This window comes from Streptomyces sp. NPDC040545, assembly GCF_055595065.1.
This window is the reverse complement of the sequence record NZ_JBVIWA010000017.1, coordinates 14,475-38,927: the sequence shown is the minus strand read 5'-3', so window position 1 is coordinate 38,927 and position 24,453 is coordinate 14,475. Positions and strand designations below refer to the sequence as shown.

The 24,453-nt window shown below is 70.9% G+C and carries 29 protein-coding genes; 20 read left to right on the top strand and 9 right to left on the bottom strand.

Features of this window, described 5'->3' with window-relative positions:
* The 11 genes from ACZ573_RS27865 to ACZ573_RS27815 all read left to right on the top strand — a co-directional run bounded on the left by ACZ573_RS27865 (position 1) and on the right by ACZ573_RS27815 (position 8,874).
* Positions 1–2,232: a hypothetical protein gene (locus ACZ573_RS27865; RefSeq protein WP_471308980.1), complete on the top strand. Its 2,232-nt coding sequence runs from the start codon at positions 1–3 to the stop codon at positions 2,230–2,232.
* Positions 2,232–3,332: a DUF5047 domain-containing protein gene (locus ACZ573_RS27860; protein WP_471308977.1), complete on the top strand. Its 1,101-nt coding sequence runs from the start codon at positions 2,232–2,234 to the stop codon at positions 3,330–3,332. Before ACZ573_RS27865 ends, ACZ573_RS27860 begins: the two co-directional genes overlap by 1 nt.
* Positions 3,332–3,934, top strand: a complete 603-nt coding sequence (locus tag ACZ573_RS27855; protein ID WP_471308975.1) for a hypothetical protein — start codon at positions 3,332–3,334, stop codon at positions 3,932–3,934. The genes ACZ573_RS27860 and ACZ573_RS27855 overlap by 1 nt, the downstream gene beginning before the upstream one ends.
* Before the next feature lie 13 nt (positions 3,935–3,947).
* Positions 3,948–4,598 (top strand): hypothetical protein, encoded by a 651-nt coding sequence (locus tag ACZ573_RS27850; protein WP_471308973.1) that lies wholly within the window; start codon positions 3,948–3,950, stop codon positions 4,596–4,598.
* Positions 4,599–4,652: 54 nt separating this feature from the next.
* Positions 4,653–5,471: an N-acetylmuramoyl-L-alanine amidase gene (locus ACZ573_RS27845; protein WP_471308971.1), complete on the top strand. Its 819-nt coding sequence runs from the start codon at positions 4,653–4,655 to the stop codon at positions 5,469–5,471.
* 2 nt (positions 5,472–5,473) lie between these two features.
* The gene (locus ACZ573_RS27840; RefSeq protein ID WP_471308969.1) at positions 5,474–5,833 is read left to right on the top strand and encodes a hypothetical protein; all 360 of its coding nucleotides are present in this window, start codon (positions 5,474–5,476) and stop codon (positions 5,831–5,833) included.
* A 99-nt stretch (positions 5,834–5,932) separates the two neighbouring features.
* Positions 5,933–6,274, top strand: coding sequence for a hypothetical protein (locus tag ACZ573_RS27835; RefSeq protein ID WP_471308966.1), 342 nt, complete (start codon positions 5,933–5,935; stop codon positions 6,272–6,274).
* Positions 6,271–6,633, top strand: coding sequence for a hypothetical protein (locus ACZ573_RS27830; protein ID WP_471308963.1), 363 nt, complete (start codon positions 6,271–6,273; stop codon positions 6,631–6,633). The genes ACZ573_RS27835 and ACZ573_RS27830 overlap by 4 nt, the downstream gene beginning before the upstream one ends.
* Positions 6,633–6,944 carry a hypothetical protein gene (locus ACZ573_RS27825; RefSeq protein ID WP_471308960.1) on the top strand — a complete coding sequence of 104 codons (312 nt, stop codon included), beginning with the start codon at positions 6,633–6,635 and terminating at the stop codon, positions 6,942–6,944. Before ACZ573_RS27830 ends, ACZ573_RS27825 begins: the two co-directional genes overlap by 1 nt.
* Positions 6,945–7,087: 143 nt before the next feature.
* Complete coding sequence (locus ACZ573_RS27820) at positions 7,088–8,119, top strand: tyrosine-type recombinase/integrase (protein WP_471308958.1); 1,032 nt, start codon at positions 7,088–7,090, stop codon at positions 8,117–8,119.
* A gap of 218 nt (positions 8,120–8,337) precedes the next feature.
* A complete protein-coding gene (locus ACZ573_RS27815; protein WP_471308957.1) occupies positions 8,338–8,874 on the top strand; it encodes a site-specific integrase in 537 nt (178 codons plus the stop codon).
* A 175-nt stretch (positions 8,875–9,049) separates the two neighbouring features.
* Here the strand turns inward: ACZ573_RS27815 and ACZ573_RS27810 are convergent, their stop codons facing one another.
* The 4 genes from ACZ573_RS27810 to ACZ573_RS27795 form a co-directional block, all read right to left on the bottom strand.
* Positions 9,050–9,268, bottom strand: a complete 219-nt coding sequence (locus ACZ573_RS27810) for a hypothetical protein (protein WP_136231389.1) — start codon at positions 9,266–9,268, stop codon at positions 9,050–9,052.
* A 23-nt stretch (positions 9,269–9,291) separates the two neighbouring features.
* Positions 9,292–9,630 carry a DUF6233 domain-containing protein gene (locus ACZ573_RS27805; protein ID WP_471308955.1) on the bottom strand — a complete coding sequence of 113 codons (339 nt, stop codon included), beginning with the start codon at positions 9,628–9,630 and terminating at the stop codon, positions 9,292–9,294.
* A gap of 152 nt (positions 9,631–9,782) precedes the next feature.
* On the bottom strand, positions 9,783–10,064 hold the full coding sequence (locus ACZ573_RS27800) for a hypothetical protein (protein ID WP_471308953.1): 282 nt from the start codon (positions 10,062–10,064) through the stop codon (positions 9,783–9,785).
* A 9-nt stretch (positions 10,065–10,073) separates the two neighbouring features.
* Positions 10,074–10,220: a hypothetical protein gene (locus ACZ573_RS27795; RefSeq protein ID WP_471308949.1), complete on the bottom strand. Its 147-nt coding sequence runs from the start codon at positions 10,218–10,220 to the stop codon at positions 10,074–10,076.
* 66 nt (positions 10,221–10,286) lie between these two features.
* Between ACZ573_RS27795 and ACZ573_RS27790 the strand changes: the two genes are divergently transcribed.
* Positions 10,287–10,517 carry a hypothetical protein gene (locus ACZ573_RS27790; protein WP_471308946.1) on the top strand — a complete coding sequence of 77 codons (231 nt, stop codon included), beginning with the start codon at positions 10,287–10,289 and terminating at the stop codon, positions 10,515–10,517.
* Here ACZ573_RS27790 and ACZ573_RS27785 read toward each other — a convergent pair.
* On the bottom strand, positions 10,507–11,550 hold the full coding sequence (locus ACZ573_RS27785) for a helix-turn-helix domain-containing protein (RefSeq protein WP_471308942.1): 1,044 nt from the start codon (positions 11,548–11,550) through the stop codon (positions 10,507–10,509). The two genes, ACZ573_RS27790 and ACZ573_RS27785, sit on opposite strands and share 11 nt — an antisense overlap.
* 96 nt (positions 11,551–11,646) lie before the next feature.
* Between ACZ573_RS27785 and ACZ573_RS27780 the strand changes: the two genes are divergently transcribed.
* Entirely contained in the window at positions 11,647–11,817 is a 171-nt protein-coding gene (locus ACZ573_RS27780) for a hypothetical protein (protein WP_471308938.1), read from the top strand.
* Positions 11,818–12,260: 443 nt separating this feature from the next.
* On the opposite strand, the gene ACZ573_RS27775 is transcribed toward ACZ573_RS27780, so the two are convergent.
* Entirely contained in the window at positions 12,261–12,455 is a 195-nt protein-coding gene (locus ACZ573_RS27775; protein ID WP_471308935.1) for a helix-turn-helix domain-containing protein, read from the bottom strand.
* A 432-nt stretch (positions 12,456–12,887) separates the two neighbouring features.
* Positions 12,888–13,307, bottom strand: a complete 420-nt coding sequence (locus ACZ573_RS27770) for a hypothetical protein (protein ID WP_471308931.1) — start codon at positions 13,305–13,307, stop codon at positions 12,888–12,890.
* A gap of 203 nt (positions 13,308–13,510) precedes the next feature.
* On the opposite strand from ACZ573_RS27770, the gene ACZ573_RS27765 reads away from it, so the two are divergent.
* The 7 genes from ACZ573_RS27765 (at position 13,511) to ACZ573_RS27735 (ending at position 22,565) form a co-directional block, all read left to right on the top strand.
* Positions 13,511–13,837, top strand: coding sequence for a hypothetical protein (locus ACZ573_RS27765; RefSeq protein ID WP_471308928.1), 327 nt, complete (start codon positions 13,511–13,513; stop codon positions 13,835–13,837).
* A 4-nt stretch (positions 13,838–13,841) separates the two neighbouring features.
* Positions 13,842–14,906, top strand: a complete 1,065-nt coding sequence (locus ACZ573_RS27760) for a DUF6745 domain-containing protein (RefSeq protein WP_471308925.1) — start codon at positions 13,842–13,844, stop codon at positions 14,904–14,906.
* Between the two features lie 429 nt (positions 14,907–15,335).
* Positions 15,336–16,844, top strand: coding sequence for an aldehyde dehydrogenase family protein (locus ACZ573_RS27755; protein WP_471308921.1), 1,509 nt, complete (start codon positions 15,336–15,338; stop codon positions 16,842–16,844).
* A gap of 2 nt (positions 16,845–16,846) precedes the next feature.
* Positions 16,847–18,373 (top strand): GMC family oxidoreductase, encoded by a 1,527-nt coding sequence (locus ACZ573_RS27750; protein WP_471308917.1) that lies wholly within the window; start codon positions 16,847–16,849, stop codon positions 18,371–18,373.
* Positions 18,370–19,473 carry a quaternary amine ABC transporter ATP-binding protein gene (locus ACZ573_RS27745; RefSeq protein ID WP_471308914.1) on the top strand — a complete coding sequence of 368 codons (1,104 nt, stop codon included), beginning with the start codon at positions 18,370–18,372 and terminating at the stop codon, positions 19,471–19,473. The genes ACZ573_RS27750 and ACZ573_RS27745 overlap by 4 nt, the downstream gene beginning before the upstream one ends.
* Before the next feature lie 88 nt (positions 19,474–19,561).
* A complete protein-coding gene (locus ACZ573_RS27740) occupies positions 19,562–21,589 on the top strand; it encodes an ABC transporter permease subunit (RefSeq protein WP_471308911.1) in 2,028 nt (675 codons plus the stop codon).
* Between the two features lies 1 nt (position 21,590).
* Positions 21,591–22,565 (top strand): ABC transporter substrate-binding protein, encoded by a 975-nt coding sequence (locus ACZ573_RS27735; RefSeq protein ID WP_471308908.1) that lies wholly within the window; start codon positions 21,591–21,593, stop codon positions 22,563–22,565.
* 141 nt (positions 22,566–22,706) lie between these two features.
* On the opposite strand, the gene ACZ573_RS27730 is transcribed toward ACZ573_RS27735, so the two are convergent.
* Positions 22,707–23,480, bottom strand: coding sequence for a maleylpyruvate isomerase family mycothiol-dependent enzyme (locus ACZ573_RS27730; RefSeq protein ID WP_471308905.1), 774 nt, complete (start codon positions 23,478–23,480; stop codon positions 22,707–22,709).
* 382 nt (positions 23,481–23,862) lie between these two features.
* A complete protein-coding gene (locus ACZ573_RS27725; RefSeq protein WP_471308900.1) occupies positions 23,863–24,375 on the bottom strand; it encodes a hypothetical protein in 513 nt (170 codons plus the stop codon).
* Between the last annotated feature and the right edge of the window lie 78 nt (positions 24,376–24,453).

Sequence of the window (24,453 nt, the reverse complement as noted above, 5' to 3'; positions counted from 1 at the left end):
ATGGCGATCCCCGGAAACTTCCTGTCCGCTGTCACCGAGGCCGTCGATCCCAACACCAGCGGCTGGCTCGCCAAGCTGAACTGCACGATCAGTAAGGGGACGGGCGGCCGGAACGGGGACGGGACGCTCCGTCTGTCGTCGACGGCCTCGGGTGAGATGCAGGCCCGCACCGCCTCCTCCTATCCGGTGACCGTCGGCCAGGAGTATCAGGCGTTCGCGGACGCTTCTGGTGCGACGGTGCCGGAGCGGATCGGGATCCGCTGGATGACTGCGGCGAACGCCGAGATCAGCATCACCTGGTCGCTGTCCACGGCTACGGCCTCGGCGACCTGGCACCGGATCGCAGTCTCCGGGGTCGCGCCGGCTACGGCGGCTTCCGCCCAGGTGGTGGTGTCGGCGACCCCCGCGGCCGGGTCGGTCGTCAACCACTTCGAGAATGTGTACCTCGGTCTTCCGATGCGAACCCAGGGCAACCTGTTGTCGGCGGACGCGGAGGGCATCGAGCACGCCACCCTCAAGTGGGTGGCGGAGACGAATTGCAGCGTGGCCCGGCAGGCGCCGATGGTGCAGTGGCCGGTCGACTACTACCTGGCGGGCGGCCAGGTTCTGGCGCTGACGGTGACCGCGAACGGCAACGCGGCGGCGAAGGTCACCGAGAAGCCGACGGCGATGGCGGGCACCGAGTACGTCGGCTACTGCTATCTCAGCCCGCCGACTTCGGGCAGCACCACGTGGGTGGAGCTGCGGTTCTACACGGCCGCGGACGTTCTGCTGACTGCGACGCGCGCGAACCTGGCGGCCCCAGGGACCGGCTACTACCAGCAGCGAGTGTCCGCGGTCGCCCCGGCCACCACGGCCTATGCGACGCTCGCGGTCGGCATCACGTCCGGTACGGCCGCGCAGGTGATGCGGATCGACGGCGCGGTCATCGCGACCGTCCCGGTGATCCGCGAGGGCAGCATCGTCCCCTACGCCGACGCCTCGTTCGAGGCGGACGTTGCCGGCTGGACGGTGGTCAGCGGTGTGGCCACGCTGGCCCGGTCCACGCCGTGGGGAACCTACGGTGTCGACGGCGCCTACGCGCTGACCGTGTCGTCGGCGACGGCTACCGCGAGCACGATCCGCTCCGCGCGTTTCCCCGCGGGCGCGGCGGCCGGGAAGAGCTACCGGCTGCAGCTGTACACGAACGTGTCCGCGGGCGGCTGGACGCTTCAGAGGCACATCCGCTGGTACGACGCCGCCAACAACAGCCTGGGCCTCACCTCCTCGACCTCTGCGGCGGCGCCGACGCCGAACTGGTGGGTGCTCACGCACAGCGGGACGGCGCCCGCGCTCGCGACGCAGGCCGCGGTGGAACTGTCGCTGACCGCGACGTCGACGTCGTCGGCGCTGCGGGTCGACGCGGTGCAGATCTGGGAGGCGCTGCCCCTCATCGAGGTTGCCGCCGACGACGCGACGGCCGTGGTCACGCTGACATTGCGGGAGCTGACCGTCGGCTATCTGATGTCGGTGTGGCGGGTGACCGCCGACGCGCCCCGGACCCTGGTCCGCGGCGCGTCCGGCCTGATCCGGTTCGAGGTGATCGCCGCCGACCAGCTGGTCATCGAGGATGCGGAGGCCCCGCTCGGCGTGCCGGTCACCTACTACGTGGAGATCGCGGCCGATGTCAGCGCCGCCGCGGAGGCGCGGACCAGCGTCAGTGTCGAGCTCGATCCGGGCGACACCCAGTACGCGTGGCTGAAGGACCCGGGCCGCCCGGACCGGAACATGCGGGTCATGATGGCGGAGCCTCCGTCGTGGAGCCGGCCGATCGCTCAGGCCGAATACCGGGTGCGGCGCCGCCGTAACCCGGTCATCCTCAGCGACGTCCGAGCCGGCCTCGAGGGAACCCTCTCCCTGTATACCCAGACCGACGAGGAGAGGGCTGCGCTGCACCGGCTGCTCGACTCCGGGGCGGTGCTGCTGTGGCAGGCAGCCCCCGGCCACGGCGTCGACGACATGTACATCGCCGTCGGCGCCGCCGCGGAGGGCCGTCAGGGCATGGCGACCGAGCAGTGGCGGACCTGGCAGCTGCCCGTCAAGCAGGTCGACATGCCCGCCACGGTGGGCGTCGCCAGCTCCTCCGGCCGCACCTGGCAGGACATCCTCACCGAGAACGCGACGTGGGCCGAGGTGCTTTCCAAGTACGCAACCTGGGAGGACGTGTTCCTGGACCGGCAGATCGGAGCCTGATGTATCCCGTCACCGACAGGTTCCTGCAGGCCATCGCCGAATCCCACGACGTCGCCGTCGAGGTGGTCCTCATCCGCACAGACGGCACCGATGAGGTTCTCAACATCACCGGCGGCAGCGTGTCCGTCGACCGGAGCGCGTCCGTGCGCCGCACCTGCACGGTCACGCTCTCCGACCCCACCCTCATTCCGCGGACCGCCGCCGACAGGATCAGCATCTACGGTGCCCGCCTGCGGATCAGCCGCGGCGTCCAGTACGGCGACGGCTCCCAGGAGCTCGTACCGCTCGGCGTGTTCCGGATCGACAGCGTCAGCGGTGACGTCGACGAAGGTCCCGTGACCATCACCGGGAAAGGCCTCGAAGTGGTCGTATCCGACGATCGGTTCACCGCCCCTTACCGGGCCACGGGTACCGCGGTGAGCGCCGTCACCGCCCTGATCCAGCGGTCGATCCCGGCCGCCTCGGTGGTCACCGGATCGGTCGCGGACGTCGGTATCGGAGCCCGCACCTGGGATGTCGGGGCCGATCCGTGGGCGGCGGTCAGTGAACTCGCGTCCGTCATCGGCGCCGAGGTGTATGCGGACGGCTCCGGGGGGTTCGTCATCGCCGAGCTGCCTGACATCCTCACCGCCAGCCCCGTCTGGACGGTCGCGGCAGGCGAGGGCGGCACCTACGTTGAGGCAAGCCGGGGCATGAGCAGTGACGCTGTTTTCAACGGCATCCTGGCCGGCGGGGAGAACAGCGAGGCTGGTGTCGCGCCGTTCCAGGTGCTCGTCGTCGACTCCGACCCGGGCAGCCCCACCTACTGGGACGGCCCCTACGGGCATCGTCTGGCCCCGCAGCCGGTCACCTCGCCGGCGATCCTCACCTCGATCCAGGCGACCGCTGCGGCAACGCTGCGACTGAGGCAGGCCCAGGCGGCGAACGCGTCCGCGGACCTGACCACGCTGCCCAATCCGGCGCTGGAGGTCGGCGACGTGCTGCGGGTCGTCTACGCGGACGGCAGCGCAGAGCTCCACCAGGTCTCCGCGTTCCCCGTGCCGCTGGATGTGGGCGGCGCGTTCACCATCCGCACGATCTCCGCGAGGGAGGCCGCGTGATGAACTCCGTGCAGCAGGCTGCCGCCGACCTCGCCGACACCCTCTACAGCCAGGTGAGGCAGGCATCCGACCAGGACCCCAGCATCCGCGGGGCCGACTGGCGGCTGGCCGTCGTCGCGTCGATCCAGACCACCGGCACCGTCACGACCACCGACGGCATCGTCGCCCGCCGCACCGACCTGTATGTCACGCCCGTGGTCGGTGACACGATCATCCTCACCGTTTCCGGCATGGGGAACTGGATGGCCCTCGGGCGGCTGGCGCCCTCGTCCACGGCCGGCACGTGGCAGGCCCTCACCTACTCCGGCACCTGGTCGGCGTGGGGGTCACCGTTCTACTCACCCGCCTACCGCATCAACGGCGACAACACGGTCTCCCTGTCCGGCCTGGCCAGGGCGCCGGCGGCCACGTCGGGGGTGTCCACGGTTGCGACGCTGCCGGTCGCTGCCAGGCCTGCCTCGTCGGTGTACCGCTCCATCCTCGTCAACGCCGGCGTCAACGGCACCCTCACGATCGACCCCGACGGCACGATGCAGATCCGCGACTACACCGGCACCGCCGGCTGGGTCGCTCTCGACGGCGTCGTGTTCCGGACCATCTAGAAAGGGGGCCCGTGTGGGCACCGATCTGTACGGGCAGGGCATCCCGGTCACGTCCATCACGGACGCGCCGAACGCCCAAACGCTCGCCACGAACCTGGCCCTGATGGCCGGCCAGACCGTCATGCGATTCACGAACGCGGCAGCCCGCGCTGCCGCACTCACCAGCCCGGTCGCGGGCATGCACGCCTACCTGGTCACCGAAAAACGGTTGACCTATTACGACGGCAGCAGCTGGATCATCCAGAACACCAACGCCTTCGTGTACGCGTCAGCCGTGCAGTCGGTGCCCAACAACACGACGACCACGATCAACATCAACTCGGCCATCGTCGACGACACGGCCGGCCTGAACGTAGCCGGCCACTACTGGCTCACCCCCATGGCCGGCGTATACCGGATGACCGCCATGGTCGCCTGGACAGGCAGCGGCGGAGGCGGCTGGCGAACCCTGTGGCTGAACAACAACGGCGTACAGATCGTGGGCAGTCAGGGCGGCGCCGTCGGCTCGACCATCGGCATCACACAGGAGCGCACCTGCGTGGCCTCGCTGGCCGCCGGACGGCAGATATCCCTGCTCGTCATGCAGCAGTCCGGCAGCGCACTCAACACGGACATCATCGGAAACATCGCCGGATCCATCGAATTCGAGTTCCTGCACGCCTGACCGACCCCAGCCCCGGACCGCCTCGGCCGGGGCTTCCTCACGCCTGGAGGTCTCATGGCCTGGTACCCCGGAGCCCAGAAGATGGAGCTCCAGCCCGAATCGGACTCGCAGCCGGCGATCCGCCCGACGCAGTTCATCGTGCACAGCATCGCCGCCCCGTGGACGCCGAAGCGAACCTACGAGTACTGGCGCGACAGCACGAACCTGGAGTCGCACTTCGGACTCGGCTTCGACGGCAGCATCGCCCAGTTCATCGGCACCCAGACCCGCGCGGACGCCAACTATCTGGCGAACCTGCGGCCCGATGGCAGCGGCGCGGTTTCGCTGGAGAGCGCCTCGAACCTGAACCACACGGATCCGTGGACCGACGCCCAGGTCGAAGAGATCATCAAGCTCGGCGTGTGGCTCCACAAGCAGCACGGCATCCCGCTGCGGATCTGCCGCACCGCCTCCGACCCCGGCTACGGCTACCACCGCCTCCACGCCGATTGGGCGGTGGGCGGCACCGCCTGCCCCGGCGACGCGCGCGTCGCCCAGTTCAAAAACGTGATCTTCCCCGCGATCGTCGCCCGCGCCAACGGGCAGACCCCCGAACCCCCTCAGCAGGAGGACATCGTGACACCCGCAGAAATCAACGCCATCGCCGAGGCCGTATGGAACCACCCGCTGCCGAACGTGACGGTAGAAGGCGTCCAGGACGGCAAGACCAAGGCGGCATTCTGGCACCTGGTCTGGGGGGACTACGCCCAGAAGCAGCTCCTCGACGCCATCGCGGCCTCCAAGATGAAGCCCGCCGACATCGCGGCGGCCCTCGCCGACGGCACCCTCAAGGTGAAGGTCACCGTCGAACCCGCCACCCCGAAGGCGGTCTGAACATGAAGCTCTTCAATCGTGAACCCGCGCTCTGGCTCGGCCTCGTCGCGATCGGCGTGAAGCTCCTCGCCGCGTTCGGCATGGACGTGTCCGCCGATCAGCAGGCCGTCATCAACGCGGTCGCCGCAGCCCTCGTCGGCCTCATCCTCGCCGTCATGGCGCATGACGCGGTCGGTGCCGCCGTCTTGGGCTTCGCCCAGGCCGCGCTCGCGCTGGCAGTCGGGTTCGGCCTCGACTGGTCTGCCGAGCAGCAGGCCGTTGTCCTCGCCGCGGCCGCCGCAGTCGTCGCCATGTGGGACCGGACGCAGATCACCGCGCCGGTACCGGCCGCCGCGGTACAGCGCCCCCTCTCGGGCGTGTAAGTGCGGTGCCGTGCGGTCCGGCGGATCCGACATCAGCTGGGCCGCCGCGGCCACTTCCTCCTCATCCTCGGCATCGGCAAAACGTGCTGGGGAGCCGGCATGATCGTAGACCCGCCCACGACCGCCGGCCTGCAACTCCTGACCCGCATCGCCCCGCTGCACTGCTGGGCATGGCTGTGGGTCATCGCGGGTTGCGTCACTACCGCCTCGGCTTTCCTCAAGATCGGCCGAGACCGCTTTGGATTTGTTGCCGCACTGGTTCCGCCGGCCGTGTGGGCAATCGCGTACCTCGCCGCTGTCATGTCGGGCGAGTTCTCCCGCGGCGCCTACGTCGCAATCTGGTACCTGACCTCCCACGTGGGGGTGATCATGTGGGCCGCGACGGTGCCCGAGCACTCAGTGCCCAAGTCTCCGCGGACCCGGAGAGCTGAGGGCGGATGAACGGCGTGTGGACGGCGGTAGTCACGGTCAGCGCGGCAGTGCTGACGATGATCGGGGCGGTGTACACGGCACGGTCATCGCGGGCCGCAGCCGCGGCGACGGCCCGAGCCACTGAGGTGGCGGCGGTAGTCCAGAGCGAGCCAGCCCAGCGGGCAGCAGATCTCCAGGCGTTCCGGGAGATCCGGGAGAAGCAGACCGCCGACCTGGCCGAGACCCGCGAGGAAGTCCGCAGCCTGAGATCGCTGGTCCGTGCGTTCGTCTTCTACGTCGGCGACCTGACAGCGCAGATGCGGCAGGCCGGCATCGAGCCGCCGGCGCCCCCGGACCGGATCAACGAGTACAACCGGACTGGAGTGTGATGAGCGACGATCCCGCCCCGCGGCCTGCGACGCCTCGCCGTCAGCAGCCGATGGCCGACGCCGAGACGCTCATCGACATGGGCGTCCTCGAAGAACAACCGCAGCCCCCGCCAGACGTACCGCCCGAGCCGCCGGTCGAGGAGCAGGCCAACGCGCTCGCCCTCGACGCGGCTCTCGCCGAGGCCGGCGTCACCAAGAGTGCTGAGGACTCTGCCGCCCTGGCCGAGCTCGCCAAGTTGGACCCGGCGACCGTCGAGGCCATCGCCACGTGGGTCAAGCACAAGAAGAAGGATCCGCCGGTCAAGAAGTGAGCACGCCCCCACCGCTTCAGCGGTGGGGGCGCTTCGCTGCGTCAGGGAGGCGATAACCCCCACGTGCCGCAGCTCCGTTGAAGAGACGGAGCCCAGATAAGATGCCCTATCCAATGCAGAATAATGCCCGTTATCCTGTAACCATGGCCTCGCTTCCGGCAGTTCCCCAGACGACCTTCCTCGAGCCGACCGCCACACCCCAGCTCACCCTCCGAGGAACCCCGCCCGCATCATCCCCGAGCGACCTCCTCGACCTGCTCAGCACAGCAGGCGCCTCCCCGACCGTCGTCGAAGCGACCGCCACCTGGCTCGCCCGCCGCAAGTCCGCGCACAGCCAGACCGCCTACGCCAAGGACGCCGGCTGGTGGCTCGCCTGGTGCGCCCACAGCACGGTCAACCCGGCCAACGCTCGCGCGCTGCACGCCGACCAGTACGCCACCGCCCTCGCCGCCGCCGGACTCGCCAAGTCCACACAGGCCCGCCGACTCGCCGCCGTCTCCGCCTGGTACGCCTACCTGGTCCGCGCCGAGGCAGCCGACCGCAACCCGTTCCTCGACATGGACCGGCCCTCGGTCTCGGCCGACGACTCGCCCACCCAAGGACTCACCCCGGCCCAGCTGGCCGCAATCCTGAAGCATGCACGCGAGCACGAGAGCGCACGGACCTATGCCCTCCTCGCCGTCCTTGCCACAACGGCCGCCCGCATCGGCTCGGTCCTCGCCGCCACCGTCGATGCCATCGGCCATGACGAAGGTCACCGGGTCATCCGCCTCCACACCAAGGGCGATCACAGGAAGCGCGTCGTCCTAGTGCCGCTGGCCGTAAAGGCAGTTGAGGCGTACCTTGCGGAACGTCCGGACGCCGAACCAACAGACCCCTTGTTCGCAACCAAGACCGGGCGACCACTGGACGAGCCGGCCGCCTTCCGCACCCTACGGCGGGTGGCAAAGGCTGCCGGCATCCCGCACGGCGATCGTCTGTCACCGCACTCGTTCCGTCACAGCTACGCCACCACGCTCCTGAGCAAGCAGGTTGCGCTGGCCGATGTCCAGGACGCGCTGGGGCACGCCGACCCGAGGACCACTCGCCGCTACGACCGCGCCGCGGGCGCCCTGCACCGATCGCCGTCGTACAGGATGCAGGAGGAGCTGACCCGCGCCATGGACGCCGAGTAGCACCGAACAAGACGTTATGCGTAAGGGCCGTATCGCCAGTGCTCGTAGCGGGTGCGGCATACCCAGACGTCCAGCTCGTCGCACGGGCAAGCGCCGCACAGGCCGCAGACTTCGCGGTCACAATCAGAACAAATCACAGGGGAGTCACTGTCGGGCATGAGTAGAGTCTGCCCGCTTTCCGGCTGCCACACTGGGGTCCCACCGCCGGAGGAGGAATCGTGCCGCTGCTCGACCGCCTGCCCCTGTCCATCCCGGTTGCCCGCGCTGTACTACCCAGCGTGGAGCACGACCCGATGCTGCACGCTGGTGTAGCCCTGATGTTGCTGGTTGGTCTCCGGCCGGGCGAGGTCAGCCGGCTCACTGTGGCCGACTACGAGCCGGGCGCAGAGCCGCGTCTCACGGTGGACGGCAACCGCCGCATCCGCATTGCCGCATCGGCTGCCGCGTCGCTCGACGCCTACCTGGGCGGCCAGGACATGGAGCCCGACGAGCCCCTGCTGTTCGGCTTCCACCGGCGGCACGGCGACATGATGCGCCGGGTCTTCACTGAGAAGACGGAGCAGGCCCGATTGCATGTCAGCATGCATGACCTGCGGCAGGTCGCGATGCGGGCGGCGCTGGAAGACGGCGCGCCCGTGACGCACATCGATGCGTACTTCGGCACGGACAAGACCGGGCAGTTGACCACGGACGATCTGACGCACGGATTCGACGCGGCGATGGCCCGCACCCTTGAGGCCGCCTTCGGAGCCTGACCGCCTGACCTCCCTGAAGCCCGCCTCCGCATCCAGCGGGGGCGGGCTTCTTCGTATCCGGAATCTTGCTCTGTCATATGCCTACCGTCCCGCCTGTCTGCGGGTTTACGGTGTGGCTCCGGACCATCCCGGGCCCGACGCCCTCCCGGCTCCCCACGGGAGGGTTGCCGCGCGCCTACGGCGGGGACTCCGCCCACACTGTCGCGGGCGCGCCGTCCCAGTCGATGAGCGGGGACTCGGCGACCTGCTGCTCGTCCAGGTCGAGGCCGGCAATCCGCAGGAACTCGACGACGTCAGCGAGGCTGTACGCGAGCCCGGCGATCTGGCCGTCGATACGGACGCGCCGGCCGCCAGTGCCACGGGGCCGTTTGATCACAATGGGCCGTTCGCTCATACCCCCAGCCTGCGACGGACCGGCTAGTCCAGCACGCCGAGGGCGGTGTCGGGGGAGCAGTACGGGCAGGCCGGGATGCGGTCGACGCCGAGCGCACGCAGGGCCGCATCCCGGGTGATGGGCCGCATCCGCCAGCCCTTGCCGCCCATGGTGCAGCCGCCGGCGTGGACTTTCGCCGGATGCTTGGCGAGGTCCAGCTCGAGCTCCCAGTCCGGTGGCGGGGCGGGCGGTACGCGCGTGGCCTGCTCGGCCAGGCGCTTCTCCTCGGCCGCGATCCAGCTGCGGGTCCGTTTCAGGTCGCTGATCTGTACCCGCTCCAGGAAGCGGAGGAGATCGAGACGGGACGGCTGAACATCGGACACAAGTTCGATTCTACGACGATCGGCGCACGCCGTTGTCGGCGGCCAGGTCTACAGTCGGATCATCCCATTCAAGGGTTGAGGCGGGCTGCCTCGCTGCACGATCCCGCCCCACCGGACCCCACGGGGACAGCGCCCGGCGGGGCGGAGGTCTGTCAGGCCTCGGGCGCCGGCTCCGGATGCCGCACGGCCTTCTTCACCGCAGCCTCCAGCTTGCCGCGGTCCTGCCCGGCCGCCGTCGCGTGTTCGGTCACCGCGGCCTGCACCTCCGCCGCCCGATCCCGCCACACCGCGTAGGCCGCCTCGCGCTCCGCCCGCTGCTCCTCCGTCCAGCCGGCAATCGGCCCGTACTCGGCCGCCAGCCGCAGCACCTCGGCGTGAGCCTCGTCTGAGGCGGCCTGGAGTCGGATGAGTTCGTCCATCTGTTCGTCTGCCACCAGCGGATCCTACGCCGCGAGCTCCTGCTCGGCGCGGACCGCCTCAGCCCACTCCACCACCAGCCGCAGGTAGCGCTCCCGATCCCCAGGCTCCAGCGAGCCGCCCGCCCACAGGTCGCGGATCTCAGCGTTCACCAGCTCAGCGGACCGGATCATGCCGCCATGCTACGAGCCGCCACCGACAAGAGGAACCGGCCGGCCGACAGCACTACGATCACCGGCATGGCCCTCTACGAGATCACCTATGCGATCATCCCGCCCGGCGTCGGACCCGACGACTACGAACCCGCCGACCTCGAACGACGCACCGAACGGTTCGAACTCGCCGACCCTGAACCGGCAGCCAGCGTCACCCTCGGACCGCACATGGCCGACGTGCAGCGGGCCATCAAGGCTATCCTGCCCGAAGGGTCCGGCGTGATCGTTTCCCGCATGGGGGTCGTCACCGGCTGAGGTGTCGCTCGGCGTCCGCGAGCCGGGCCTGATAGTGCGCTCGGTCACGCGGGTACCCGGCCAGAGCGGGCAGCGCCTCCCGGAACCCAGCTGCCGCTGTTGCCCAGTCCCGGCACGCCAACGCCGCATCCGCTGCCTGCAGCCGGGCCCGCGTCGGATCCAGCCAGTACAGCCAGCCCGGCCGCTCTTCCTCCTCGGGAACCTGCTCGGCAAGCCGTAGCGCCACGTCCGACAGGCGCCGTGCCCGGTCCCGTTCACCCAGTCTTGCCGCCGCCATCGCCTCCTGGTGTGCGGCTACCGATCCCGCCGCCGGCGAGAGCTGGCCCGCCCGCCCGGCCTCCGCGGTTCGCAAGGCACGTTGGGGATCACCGTGTTGCAGGCTGTAGTAGGAGCGGACCCGATGCACCCACGACGCCATGTCGGTATGCCCGCCGTCGACCGCCCAGCCGTGCGCCAGGTCCAACCATGCCAGCGCCGGTCCTGTCGCGCCGTGGGTGTGCGCCACCCATGACAACCAGTGCGCGTGCTCGGCGGCGAGCAGCATCAGGCGATCCGCGACCGGCCCTGACGTCGCCGGAATCAGGCGGGTGACTGCGTCCAGCTGCGAGCGAACGACGCGCCACAGCTCCATCCCGCCGACCTCGTCCTCGGCCCGTCGATGCTGGGCGAGAACCTGCCCGATCCAGTCCGCGGTCCGTAGGTCGGTGCGGCCGGTGGCATGCCCGTGCGCAATGCGCTCGCGCAGTTCGAGCGGAGGCGCCCACTGATTCGGATCTGATGCGGCGGGCATGCCCGTGAGTTCTGTCGGCACCTGAAGTCCCTCCGTGATGCGGGCGATTACCTCCGCCGACGTGATCCTGCGGCGGCCCTTTTCTATGGCAGCGATATTGGGCTGCGCCACGCCGATCAGGCCTTCAAGGTCACGTTGGGAGATCCCGGCTGCTCGCCGGTACTCGCGGAGGATGGCGGCCCAGTCCTGCTCCGCCCACGCTGCTCGCAGACGGATGTCCGTCCATGGTCCTCTGGTGCTCACCCGGGGACGATATCGCCGCCTGATATCGCCTGCATATCGGTCAGCAGGTTGGCGCGTTCCACGATGAGAGTCCCAGCCGAGTGAGCCGGAGACGCCATGGACAGCCCTGATTGCACGTACTGCCTGAAGCCGGACGCCGACGTGTGCGTCCAGGCCGTTCCCACGGTCAACGGTCCGCGTCTCGTATTCGCCCACACGGGCTGCGCGGCCGAGCGGGGCGCGCCTGCGCTGTACCGCCTCCTGCCGGTCGAGCAGGCGGCCCGATGACCGCCGGCCGGATCTGCTGCGAGTGCGACCAGGCCATCGTCGGTGAGGCCCGGGAGATCGTGCGGCACAGCGCATCTGGGGTCCGCCCCAACGACTGGGCGCACATCGAGCCCTGTCAGCCGCAAAGGGCAGCCCGGTCTTCCGTAGCCCGCAGGTTGCCCCGCCGCTTTCCGCGGTCCTAGACCCCCGCCCGTCCCGATGCGGCGGCTACGGGGCGGGCGGGTACGCATTCGTAACCAGCCAGTAGGTTTGTGTTCGCTTCAACAAACTTCGTCGCTCGTATGTTCGAACGAACATCAGTCAACCGCTAGGTAGAACCTGTCGGTTGGTGACGTTTGCGCAGGTCGAACGCGTGGTGCGGGTGCATATATCTGCGAAGCCACTAGCCCTAGATGTGTAGGGCATGCAGACTGGGGCAATCGCAGGGAGTGGCTGAAAGGCAGCTATGTGTTTGGCGGAAGCAAGCTCTTCACCGAGATCCGGAGGACGCAGGCGATGCGCAACAGATGGCTGATCTTGGCGTCCGTCGTGCCGCCCTCGAGCCTCTGGACGGTCGACCGGTCGATGCCGGCCTGCTGTGCCAGACGCTCCTGTGTCAAGCCCTCGTGAATTCGGGCCACGCGGATGCGGTCGCCCACGCTTCTTTGGACTTCTCGAATCCAACGATCTTGTTCTGCTGACACTAGCCCAGGTCAGCTCAACAAGATCAACTTGTCAGCAGCAGAACTGAAGCATCTCGTGATCTTGATCGATCGGTCGACCGGCAGGAACTGGGTCGACCTCGAGAGGCGTTGCCCTCTCGCCGAAAGCGGCCATCCGTCGACCGCAGCACCCCAGTAGCGGCCGACGGATGGTCTCGATCTCCACTCCGACTGTCCGGGGTGGGGGAGCGGTCTGCGGCCCAGGGGCGTCGACCGCTCGCTCGCGAAGGCGGCCGCGGCAGGGAACGAGTACCTCCCCAGGTGCTCCCTGTCGCGGCTTCCTTTTGCGGGACTGGGGGACGACTGGGAGATGATCATGATGGACCACGGCAAACTCGAGCCGACTCGAGCTAACTAAGGCCATCTTGGCTAGGCTGCAAACCCCAAGTCACTACTGAGTGGGCAGGTCAGGAGGAGCGGGCCGACGTCGCTCTGGTTGATCCAGGAGATCTCGCACTGCTCGGACTCCATGTCCCCGAGGAACAGGCCCCGCAGGGCGGGCAGGCGGGGGCGTGCGTCGAGGAGGGCGCCGATGATGTCCTCGGGCCCGGTCTCGTAGGCCTCCTCCCAGGAGCCGACCACGATCGCGCGGACCACGGTGGTGTCGACCGCGGCGGTGAACCGGGCGAACGCCTCGGTCCAGCTCTCCTCGCTGTCGTAGCTGTCGCAGGAGATCCGCCACGCGACGGCGTCCGCCGCGGGCAGCGGGGTCGTGTCCGCGTCCCCCGGGCTCGGGAAATCGAAGACGGGCAGCCCGCACGATTCCGTCAGGTGTCTCGGGTAACTCATGGGGTGCCCGCCGTTCCTCGCCTGTCGCGTCCGATGTGCTGCAAGTTGTACCAAGGCGCACTGACAGGGGCCGAGGCAGGGCGGGTGCGGGGCCGGTGCGGGGCCGGTGCGGTGCGGGGCGGGCGGAAGGACGTTGTCAGACCCGCCCCCTACTTTCGGAGAAGAACGCGGCGCACCGGGCGGCGCGTGGGGAAGGGACACCCATGTACCGGCAGGGGGACGTGCTCATCGTGCCGCTCGACGAGTCGGCGGTGCCGCCGCACGCGGCCGACGCGGAACAGGAGCCGCGGGACAGGCGGGGCCGGATGGTCCTCGCGCTGGGCGAGGTGACCGGGCACGCCCACGCGGTGCTCGGGCCCGGACGGCTCGTCCGCGAACCGGGAGCCTTCGGCCCGCTGCTGCTGCATCTCCCGGACGGCGGGCGGGTGGTGCACGAGGAGCACGCCGCGATACCCCTGCCCAAGGGCTGGTACCGGGTCGTGCGACAGCGGGAGTACCTGCCCGGAGCGGTACGGATCGTGGCGGACTGACAGCATGCCGGACAGTGGGGGGAGCAGGATCGTGTCGACGGACATCGACGTGTGGAGGGCGGCCTCGGCGGCCACCGGGCCGGCCGACCGCATGGCCGCGGAGGCGGGGGTGCGCCTGGCGTACCGGGCCGCGGGCCTGGCGGAGCCGGAGCGGATCGTCTGGGCGGACTCGCCCCGGGAGGCGGTGCGGCTGCTCGGCGGGGACGACGGGCCGTGCGGGCCGGCCGCGCGCGGGCGCGGCGTACGGGAGGCGGTGCGCAGCGCGCCGTGGGCGGCCGAGCGGGACCGCGTGCAGCGCAGGCTCGGCCCGCAGGGCTGGGGGCGGCACTGGAGCGCGACGGGCGGCCGCCTGTGGGAGAACACGGAACGCCTGGCGGAACGGGTCCGCAGCGGTCTCGTCGAGGAGCTGACGGCCGGGGCCGACGCCCCCGCGGCCGTGGAGCGGTCGCTGCGCCTGCTGCTCCTGGACGCGGTGCTCGGGCAGCACGACGCGGCCTGGCTGTGCGCCTTCGACACGCGGGAGGGCGCACCCCTGCACGGACTCGGCGTCCTGGCCCGCTCGGCCGGCTGGTGGTGGCCCTACGAACGGCTGGCCGTGCTGTGCGAGCGCCCGGTGGAGCTGCACCGCGACGAGGCGGGCAGGCTGGACCGCGGGGACGGCCCGGCGCTGGCGTTCCCCGACGGGTTCGCGCTGTACGCGTGGCGGGGCATGCCCGTCCCGGCCGAATTCCTGGCCGGACTGGGCGCGCTGACGCCGGGGCGGATCCGGGAGGAGGAGAACGCCGAACTGCGCCGGGTGATGCTGGAGTTCTACGGGTACGACCGCTATCTGCGGGAGTCGGGGGCCGCCCCCGTGCACCAGGACGAGACGGGTGTCCTGTGGCGCATACCCATGCCGGACGACGAGGCCGTCGTGATGGTGGAGGTCGTCAACTCGACGCCGGAGCCCGACGGTACCAGCCGCACCTACTGGCTGCGGGTCCCGCCGACGACCCGGACCGCCCGCCAGGGCGTGGCCTGGACGTTCGGCCTCGGAGCCGAGGCGTACGCACCGCTCCGGGAGACCTGAGACGACCGGATCCAGGGGCTGAGCACGGCCCGGTACGGCCGGGACGAGGCCGGAAGTTCGATCGCGACGGGGCGCCGGGCCTGCCGGGGATCGCGATGCCGGTGTCGAGCCGCCGCGGTGGCCTGAAGCCTCCGTACCGGTAGAGGGCGGCGGCGGCCTTGAACTCGGCGCCGTTCTCCACCCACACGGGCACGGCGAGCTCGAACAGCCGCAGGGTGCCATCCGGGCGTGCGGCCACACGTTCCCGCGACCCACGCCGTCCGCGCACCGAAGAGTCGTTCCTTATGTTCCTTTTTTGGGTGTTTTGCGGGTGAAGCAGAACACTCTCCGCAATGCATTGCGCATGGGTTTCGGGAGCCGGGGCAGGCGGCCGGACCAAGTCGGTCTGACCGACAGGGGGACTCAAAGGAACGAAAGGCAACACGTACCGTGACGGCAGCACAGCAGACCATCCACGTGGGCGGAGAGTGGCGCGCAGCCCTGTCCGGGGCCACGCGCGAGATCATCGACCCCGTCGACGCGACCCCCTTCGAGGTCGTGGCGGAGGGCGGCGTCCTGGACACCGACGACGCCGTGGCCGCCGCGCGCGCCGCGTTCGACTTCGGTGCCTGGCCGCGCACGCCCGTCGCCGAGCGGGCCGCCCTGCTGCGCCGCGTGGCCGCACTGCTGGAGCGCGACCGCGAGCGGATCGGCGCCCTGGAGAGCCGGGACGCGGGCAAGACGCTGGAGGAGGGCCGCGTCGACGTCGACTGCGTCCGCGACGCCTTCCGCTACTTCGCCGGCCTCGTGGAGGACGAGAACGGCGCCGGACGCGTCGTCGACGCCGGTTCGGACGAGATCCGCAGCGTCGTCGTGCACGAGCCGGTCGGCGTCTGCGCCCTGATCACGCCGTGGAACTACCCGCTGCTCCAGGCCAGCTGGAAGATCGCGCCCGCGCTCGCCGCCGGCAACACCTTCGTGATCAAGCCCAGCGAGATCACCCCGCTGACCACCGTCGCGCTGGTCGAACTGCTCCTGGAGGCCGGACTTCCGCTCGGCGCGGCCAACGTCGTCACCGGTCCCGGCGACACGGTCGGCGCCCGGCTGGCCGAGCACCCCGATGTCGACCTCGTCTCGTTCACGGGCGGTCTCGCCAGCGGCACCAAGGTTGCCCGGTCGGCAGCCGACAGCGTCAAGAAGGTCGCACTCGAACTGGGCGGCAAGAACCCCAACGTCGTCTTCGCCGACGCCTGTTCGACGCCCGACGGCTTCGACACCGCCGTCGACCAGGCACTCAACGCCGCCTTCATCCACAGCGGCCAGGTCTGCTCCGCCGGCTCCCGCCTCATCGTCGAGGAGCCGCTGCGCGACCGTTTCGTCGCCGAGCTCTCCCGCCGGGCCGAACTGATCCGGCTCGGGCGCGGCACCGACGCGGGTGTCGAGTGCGGCCCGCTCGTCTCCGCGGCCCAGCTGGCGCGGACCGAGGCCTACGTCGCCTCCGCCCTCGCCGAGGGCGCGGTCCTGCGCGCGGGCGGCGTGAGGCCGGCCGGCCCCGGCTACTTCTTCCGGCCCACGGTCCTCGACCGGTGCCACCGCGGCATGCGCGTCGTCCGCGAGGAGGTCTTCGGCCCCGTCCTCACCGTGGAGACCTTCCGCACGGAGGCAGAGGCCGTCGCCCTCGCCAACGACACCGAGTACGGCCTCGCCGGAGCGGTGTGGACCTCCGACGAACACCGGGCCCGGCGGGTCGCCGGCCTGCTGCGGCACGGCACCGTCTGGATCAACGACTTCCATCCCTACCTGCCGCAGGCCGAATGGGGCGGCTTCGGGAAGTCCGGCATCGGCCGCGAGCTGGGCCCCGGCGGTCTCGCCGAATACCGCGAGGCCAAGCACATCTACCAGAACCTCGCTCCGCGCCCCGTGCGCTGGTTCGCGGGCACGACGACGGCGAAGGGCTGAGCATGAACGACCACCACGTGTACGACTACGTCGTCGTCGGCGGCGGCACCGCCGGATCCGTCATCGCGTCCCGGCTGACCGAGGACCCCGACGTCAGCGTCGCCGTCATCGAGGGCGGCCCCAGCGACGTCGGCCGCGACGACGTCCTCACCCTGCGCCGGTGGATGGGCCTGCTCGGCGGTGAGCTCGACTACGACTACCCCACGACCGAGCAGCCCCGGGGCAACTCGCACATCCGCCACAGCCGTGCGCGGGTGCTGGGCGGCTGTTCCTCGCACAACACCCTCATCGCCTTCAAGCCCCTCCCCTCCGACTGGGACGAGTGGGCCGAAGCCGGCGCCGACGGGTGGGACGCGAAGGCCATGGATCCCTACTTCGCCCGGCTGCGCAACAACATCGTCCCCGTCGGCGAGGCCGACCGGAACGCGATCGCCCGGGACTTCGTCGACGCGGCGCAGACCGCGCTCGGTGTGCCGCGGATCGAGGGCTTCAACCGACGCCCCTTCGACGAAGGCGCCGGCTTCTTCGACCTCGCCTACCACCCGGAGAACAACAAGCGCTCGTCCGCCTCCGTCGCCTATCTGCACCCGTTCCTGGACCGGCCGAACCTGCACATAGCCCTGGAGACCTGGGCGTTCCGGCTGGAACTCGAGGGCACCCGCGCCACCGGCGTGCACATCCGTACCAAGGAGGGCGCGGAGCACGTCGTACGCGCCCGGCGCGAGGTCCTGGTGTGCGCCGGGGCCGTGGACACCCCGCGCCTGCTGCTGCACTCCGGCATCGGGCCGCGCGCCGACCTGGAGAAGCTCGGCATCCCCGTCGTGCACGACCTGCCGGGTGTCGGGGAGAACCTGCTCGACCACCCCGAGTCGGTCATCGTGTGGGAGACGCACGGGCCGATCCCGGAGAACTCCGCGATGGACTCCGACGCCGGACTGTTCGTCCGCCGGGACCCCGGGGCCGAGGGCCCGGACCTGATGTTCCACTTCTACCAGATCCCCTTCACCGAAAATCCGGAGCGCCTGGGCTACGAACGGCCCGCGCACGGCGTGTCGATGACCCCGAACATCCCCAAGCCGCGCAGCCGCGGCCGGCTCTACCTGACGAGCGCCGACCCCCAGGTCAAGCCCGCGCTCGACTTCCGGTACTTCACCGACGAGGACGACTACGACGGCCGGACCCTCGTGGACGGGATCCGCATCGCCCGGCGGATCGCGGCGAGCGAGCCGCTGGCCGGCTGGCTCAAGCGGGAGGTGTGCCCGGGCCCCGAGGTGACCTCCGACGAGGAACTCAGCGCGTACGCCCGCCAGGTCGCGCACACCGTCTACCACCCCGCCGGTACCTGCCGGATGGGGGCCGACGACGACGAACTCGCCGTCGTCGCGCCCGATCTGAAAATCCGGGGTCTCGACGGCGTCCGGATAGCCGACGCGTCCGTCTTCCCCACCATGACCGCCGTCAACCCCATGATCGGCGTGCTCATGGTCGGCGAGAAATGCGCCGACCTGCTGGGAGGAACCACCCGATGAAGAAGCCGCACACGCCGCAAACGCTGCACACCGCGACCGGGCCGCAGCCGCCGGCCGAGCCCGTCTTCTCCGTACGCGACCTGTGGAAGGTCTTCGGCCCGAAGGCCGAGCGCGTGCCCGCCGACAAGGACCTCGGGGCCCTCGGCGCGGCCGAGCTGCGCGAGCGCACCGGCTGCACCGCCGCCGTCCGCGACGTCTCCTTCGACGTCCACAGGGGCGAGGTCTTCGTCGTCATGGGCCTGTCGGGCTCGGGAAAGTCCACGCTCGTACGCTGCCTCACCCGGCTCATCGAACCGACCTCGGGCACGATCTCCATCGACGGCGAGGACGTGCTGTCCATGGACACCGGCCGGCTCCGCGAGCTGCGCCGGCACCGGGCGGCCATGGTCTTCCAGCACTTCGGGCTGCTCCCGCACCGGACGGTGCTCGACAACATCGCCTACGGGCTGGAGATCCAGGGCGTGGGACGCGGCGAACGGCGTGACCGGGCCGCCGAGTTCGCGACCAAGGTGGGCCTGGACGGCCTGGAGCACCGCAGGCCGGGCCAGTTGTCCGGCGGCCAGCAGCAGCGCGTGGGCCTGGCCCGCGCACTCGCCGTGGACCCCGAGGTCCTGCTGTTCGACGAGCCGTTCAGCGCGCTGGACCCGCTCATCCGCCGGGACATGCAGGAAGAGGTCGTACGCCTGCACCGCGAGGAGGGACGCACGATGGTCTTCATCACGCACGACCTGAGCGAGGCACTGAAGCTCGGCGACCGCATCGCGCTGATGCGCGACGGCCGCATCGTGCAGCTCGGCACGCCGGAGGAGATCGTCGGCGCCCCCGCCGACGACTACGTCAGGGACTTCGTCCGGGACGTGCCGCGCGAGCAGGTGCTGACCGTGCGCTCGGCGATGCGACCGGCACGCGCCGACGAGGCCCAGGCCGGCCCGGCGCTCGCCCCGGGCGCCACCGTGCACGAGGCCATCGAGGCCGTCGCCCGTACCGGCGAGAACGCGCGGGTCGTCGAGGACGGCCGGTGCCTCGGGGTGGTCGACCACGCGGGACTCCTCGGTGTCGTCGCCGGGGTTCCGGCCGCGACCGGGAAGGCGGTGGCCTGATGTACGGCCATACGACCTGGCCGCCGCCGTGCGGCACGACCGGCGCCGGCGCCCTGGCAGCGCCGTCCGCCGCCGGGCGGTGGAGCCGATGACCACCACCGCCACCCCCGCTCCGCAGGCCCCCACGACCACGACCACGACCGCGACTACGACCGCGACCACGACCGCGACCACGACCGCGCCCCCCACCGACGACGGACCCGGTGTGCTGCGCACGCTCGCGCACCACCGCGCTCGGCTCATCGGCGTCTGCGCGGCGCTCGCGCTCGTCCTCGGCTGCGTACTCCTGGGCGCCGGGAACTGGCCGGCGTCGCTCTCCGCCGACCTGTCCGGACCGCTCGGGCGCGCCAGCGACTGGATCATCGACAACCGTGACGGCCACCCGCTCTTCCTCTACTTCTTCGGGCACGTCAGCAACCTCGTGGTCGTGTCCGTCCGCGCCGTGTACCTGGTGCTGCTCGCTCTCGGCTGGGCCGGCGTCACCGCCGCCGCCGCTCTGCTGGCCTGGCGGGTGGCGGGAGTCCGGCTCGCGCTGACCTCCGCCGCCGCCTTCGCCGTGTGCGGACTGCTCGGCATGTGGGTGCCCACCATGCAGACCCTCGCCCTGATGGTGGTCGCCGTCGCAGCGTCCGTGCTGCTCGGAGGTCTCCTCGGGCTGGCCGCCGGCCTGTCGGACCGTGTGCACCGCATCCTGCGGCCCGTGCTGGACACCATGCAGGTGCTGCCGGCCTTCGCGTACCTCCTGCCCGTCGTCCTCGTCTTCGGTATCGGCGTGCCCGCGGCCGTCCTCGCGACCGTCGTCTACGCGGCCCCGCCCATGGCCCGCCTCACCGCGCTCGGGCTGCGCGACGCCGACGCCGGCGTCCTGGAGGCCGCCACCTCGCTCGGCGCCACCGGCAGGCAGCGGCTGCTGACGGCCCGGCTGCCGCTGGCCCGCAAGGAACTGCTGCTCGGCGTCAACCAGTCGATCATGATGGCGCTGGGGATGGCCGTGATCGCGTCCGTCATCGGCGCGGGCGGTCTCGGCGACCGCGTCTACCAGGCGCTGGCCTCCGTCGACGTCGGCGCCGCGCTCGCCGCCGGTGTGCCGATCGTGCTGCTCGCCATCGTCCTGGACCGGGTCACCGCCGCGGCGGGGGAGCGGATCGGAGCCCCTGCGGCCCCCCGGAGCCGGCTCGTCCGGTCCGTCACCGCCCTGCTGACCGCCGCGGTCGTCGTCGGCGGCCGCCTCGTCGACGGGCTCTCCTGGCCCGACGCGTGGACGGTGGACATCGCCGGGCCCGTCAACGAAACGGTCGACTGGATGACCGCCCACCTCTACTCCGGAGTGCCCCTCGTCGGCGGCACCGCGGACTGGGCGGGGCACTACACCACGTGGGTCCTGGGCCCCCTGCGCGACGGACTGCAGTGGCTGCCCTGGTGGACCGTCCTGCTGACCGTCGGCGTACTCGCCCTGCTCATCGGCACCTGGCGCACCGCCACGACCGCCGTCCTCGCGATGGCCGCCATCGGTGTCCTCGGCGTCTGGGACCCGGCGCTGGACACCCTGTCCCAGGTCCTGGCCGCCGTCACCGTGACCCTGCTGATCGGCTTCGCCCTCGGCGTCGCCGCGGCCCGCAGTACGCGCCTGGGGCGCGCGCTGCGTCCGGTGCTCGACGTCTTCCAGACGATGCCGCAGTTCGTGTACCTGATCCCCGTCGTCGCCCTCTTCGGCGTGGGCCGCGCCCCGGCCGCCGCGGCCGCCGTGGTCTACGCACTGCCCGCGGTGGTGCGGATCACGGCCCAGGGCGTGCACGCCGTGGACCCGGCCGCGCTGGAGTCCGCGCGCTCGATGGGCGCGACCGGACGGCAGCAACTGCTCCAGGTCCAGCTGCCGCTGGCACGGCCCGCGCTGCTGCTGGCCGTCAACCAGGGCGTGGTGCTGGTCCTCGCCGTGGTCGTCATCGGCGGCCTCGTGGGGGGCGGCGCGCTCGGCTACGACGCGGTCTTCGGCCTCGCCCAGGGCGACCTGGCGACCGGTCTGGTCGCCGGCGCGGCGATCGTCTGCCTCGGCCTGATGCTCGACCGCGTCACCCAGCCGACGCAGCGCCGCGACCCCGCCGGAAAGGGGGCCTGAGATGGCTCACGCACGACGCACCCGCCCCGCCGCGCTCGCGGCCGGCCTCGCCGTCGCCCTGACGGCCCTCACCGGCTGCGGCGCCGCCGACATGACCCGCCAGGCCTCCCCGTACGCCGACGCGAAGGGCTCCCGCACGGTGACGCTGTCCGTGCAGTCGTGGGTGGGCGCCCAGGCCAACGTCGCCGTCGCCCAGTACCTGCTGGAGCACGAGCTCGGCTACCGGGTGGACACCGTCCAGATCGACGAGGTACCCGCCTGGGACGCGCTCAGCCAGGGCCGGGTGGACGCCATCCTGGAGGACTGGGGCCACCCCGAGCAGGAGAAGCGGTACGTCGACGACAAGGCGACGATCGCGCGGGGCGGAGACCTCGGAGTGACCGGCCACATCGGCTGGTTCGTGCCGACGTACTTCGCCGAGGAACACCCGGACGTCACCGACTGGAAGAACCTGAACAAGTACGCCGCCGAGTTCCGCACCGCGGAGAGCGGCGGCAAGGGCCAGCTGCTCGACGGCTCCCCGTCCTACGTGACGAACGACAAGGCCCTCGTGAAGAACCTGGACCTCGACTACCAGGTCGTGTTCGCGGGATCGGAGGCCGCGCAGATCACCCAGATCAGGCAGTTCGCCAAGGAGAAGAAGCCGTTCCTGAGCTACTGGTACAAGCCCCAGTGGCTGTTCGAGAAGGTCCCGATGACGGAGGTGAAGCTGCCCGCCTACGAGGAGGGCTGTGACGCCGACCCGCAGAAGGTGGCCTGCGCGTACCCGCACACGCCGCTGCAGAAGTTCCTCAACGCCCGCTTCGCGGACGGCGGGGGCGACGCCGCCGCCTTCCTGAAGAAGTTCCGGTGGACGACCGAGATGCAGAACGACGTCGCCCTGATGATCGCCGAGGAGAAGCTGTCACCGCAGGAAGCGGCCGGCCGCTGGGTCAAGCAGAACGAGGCCACCTGGCGGTCATGGCTCCCGTCCTGACCCGGAGGCCTGGAGGGACACCCCCTCCAGGCCCCGGCCGCACTCCGTTCGATCCGCGCCCCCTCGCCAACGGCGACTTCGACCGTTACCGGACCTTCCGCAACCACCGGGCTCGCTACCGATGCGTCACACGTGCGCGTTCTACGCGTTCGGGTCCCACTCTGCGAGCTGCTCCATCGGCTCGGTGTCGCCGGTGGTCTCCAGGCCCTCGAGCGGGGCGCGCTCGTAGAAGTAGAGGACCAGTTCGCTCGCTTCGCCTCGCATCGCCATGTCGCCCGGCTCCGCGTCGGCGGCGAGATCGTCGCAGCGGACGCCGTCGGCGTCGAGGGTCAGGCGCCAGGAGCGGCCCTCGGTCGTGTGCAGGTCGATGGTCGCCGGCTTGAACGGCCAGGGGACGGTCGTCGCCGCGACGGTCGTCAGGAACTCGTCGACGCCCTCGACCGCGACGTCCGTCGGCAGCGGCTGTGCGGCCCCCTGGGTGAGCTGGACGTCGTAGGTGTGGACGGCGATCTCCTGGATCTGGTGCCGGGCCACGGCTCCACTGGTCTCCGGGGCCTGCGAGCGGCCCCACCAGGTCCAGCAGCCGCGGTCCGGGCCGGCCTCGCGCATCGCGTCGAGCATGAGCTCGGTCGACTCGGCGAGCCAGGCGTCCAGGGCTTCGCGGTCGCGGGGCGCGGTCGGGGCGCCCTTCGGGTCCGTCCTCGCCGGGGGCTCAGCGCCCGGGCCCGCCGCGACGATGGCGGCCTGGCGGCGGCGGCCGTCGCCGAGGTGCTGCGCCAGTTCGCGCAGCGTCCAGTCCGGGCAGGTCGGGACCTGGGCGTCAAGGTCGGGGGCGGACGCGATCGCGGCGCGGAACGCGGCCGAGCGGTCTTCGATCAGCCGCAGGACCTCGGGAAATTCCAGAATGTTATGCACCTCGGTTGTGTATCACGGTGCTCCGGCCGCCACGTAGCGAATTTGTCGGACGAACGCGTCGACGGCCGGGCGGAGCGCCGACGCCGAAGCCGTCCTGAAACTCCGCGCGGCGAGCGTGAACTGACGGAGCGGTCCGAAGTGCGCCTCGACCGGTTCCGGCCCCGCCGCCGCCGACCCGGGCTGCCTCCGCCCAGGTGCGGCCGACTTCGAGCCGGGAGCGCCCAGAGGCGTGCGTCGGATCGGACGGGAGAGGGTTGCGCAGCGTCGTCTGGACGAGCCGGTGAACGGTGACGTCCTGATCGGTGAGCTTGATCAGGTTGTAGTCGGCGAGCAGGGTCAGGGCTTCGTCGACGGCGGCCGGTCCGGTGGCCGCCGGCCCGGTCTACACCGGTACCGAGAGGGCTGCGCGCGGTACGGCCTCGGGCGCGTACCACGCGAGGGTGTGGAGCAGCTGCGCCGCCAGCGGGGCGGTCTCCTCCAGGGTCCGGAGCGTCGTGCGCCAGATGCGGGCGATGGTCCGGTCCGCGTCGTGGCTGTCGCCTGCGGCGTCCAGCACCGTGGCGGGCGTCCGGGAGAGAACGTTCCGGTACGCGGCGAAGGACATGCCGGTCTGCCGGAGGTACGCACCTGCCTGCGCGAGAGCCAGTGGCAGGTGACCGAGCTCGGTGGCCAGGGCATCGGCCTCCCGGAGGTCGTCACCGGTGGGCTCCGACCGGGGCATGGCCAGGCGGCACAACAGGCTGACCGAAGGCTCTGTGGCCAGCACGTCGATGCGCAGCGACTGTGCGCCGGGACGCCAGCCGTCCGCGCGCCGGCTGGTGACGAGTTGGTGTCCGTGGCCGCGGAGCCGTCCGAGGTAGGGGTGACGGGGCGCCGGTATGACTCGCGTGCCCAAATCCACGCGAAGCGTCGAGGAGCCCCAGCGGGCCGCGGGTCGCCGGGGCTGCGCGCGGGGACGATACTGAAGGTCACG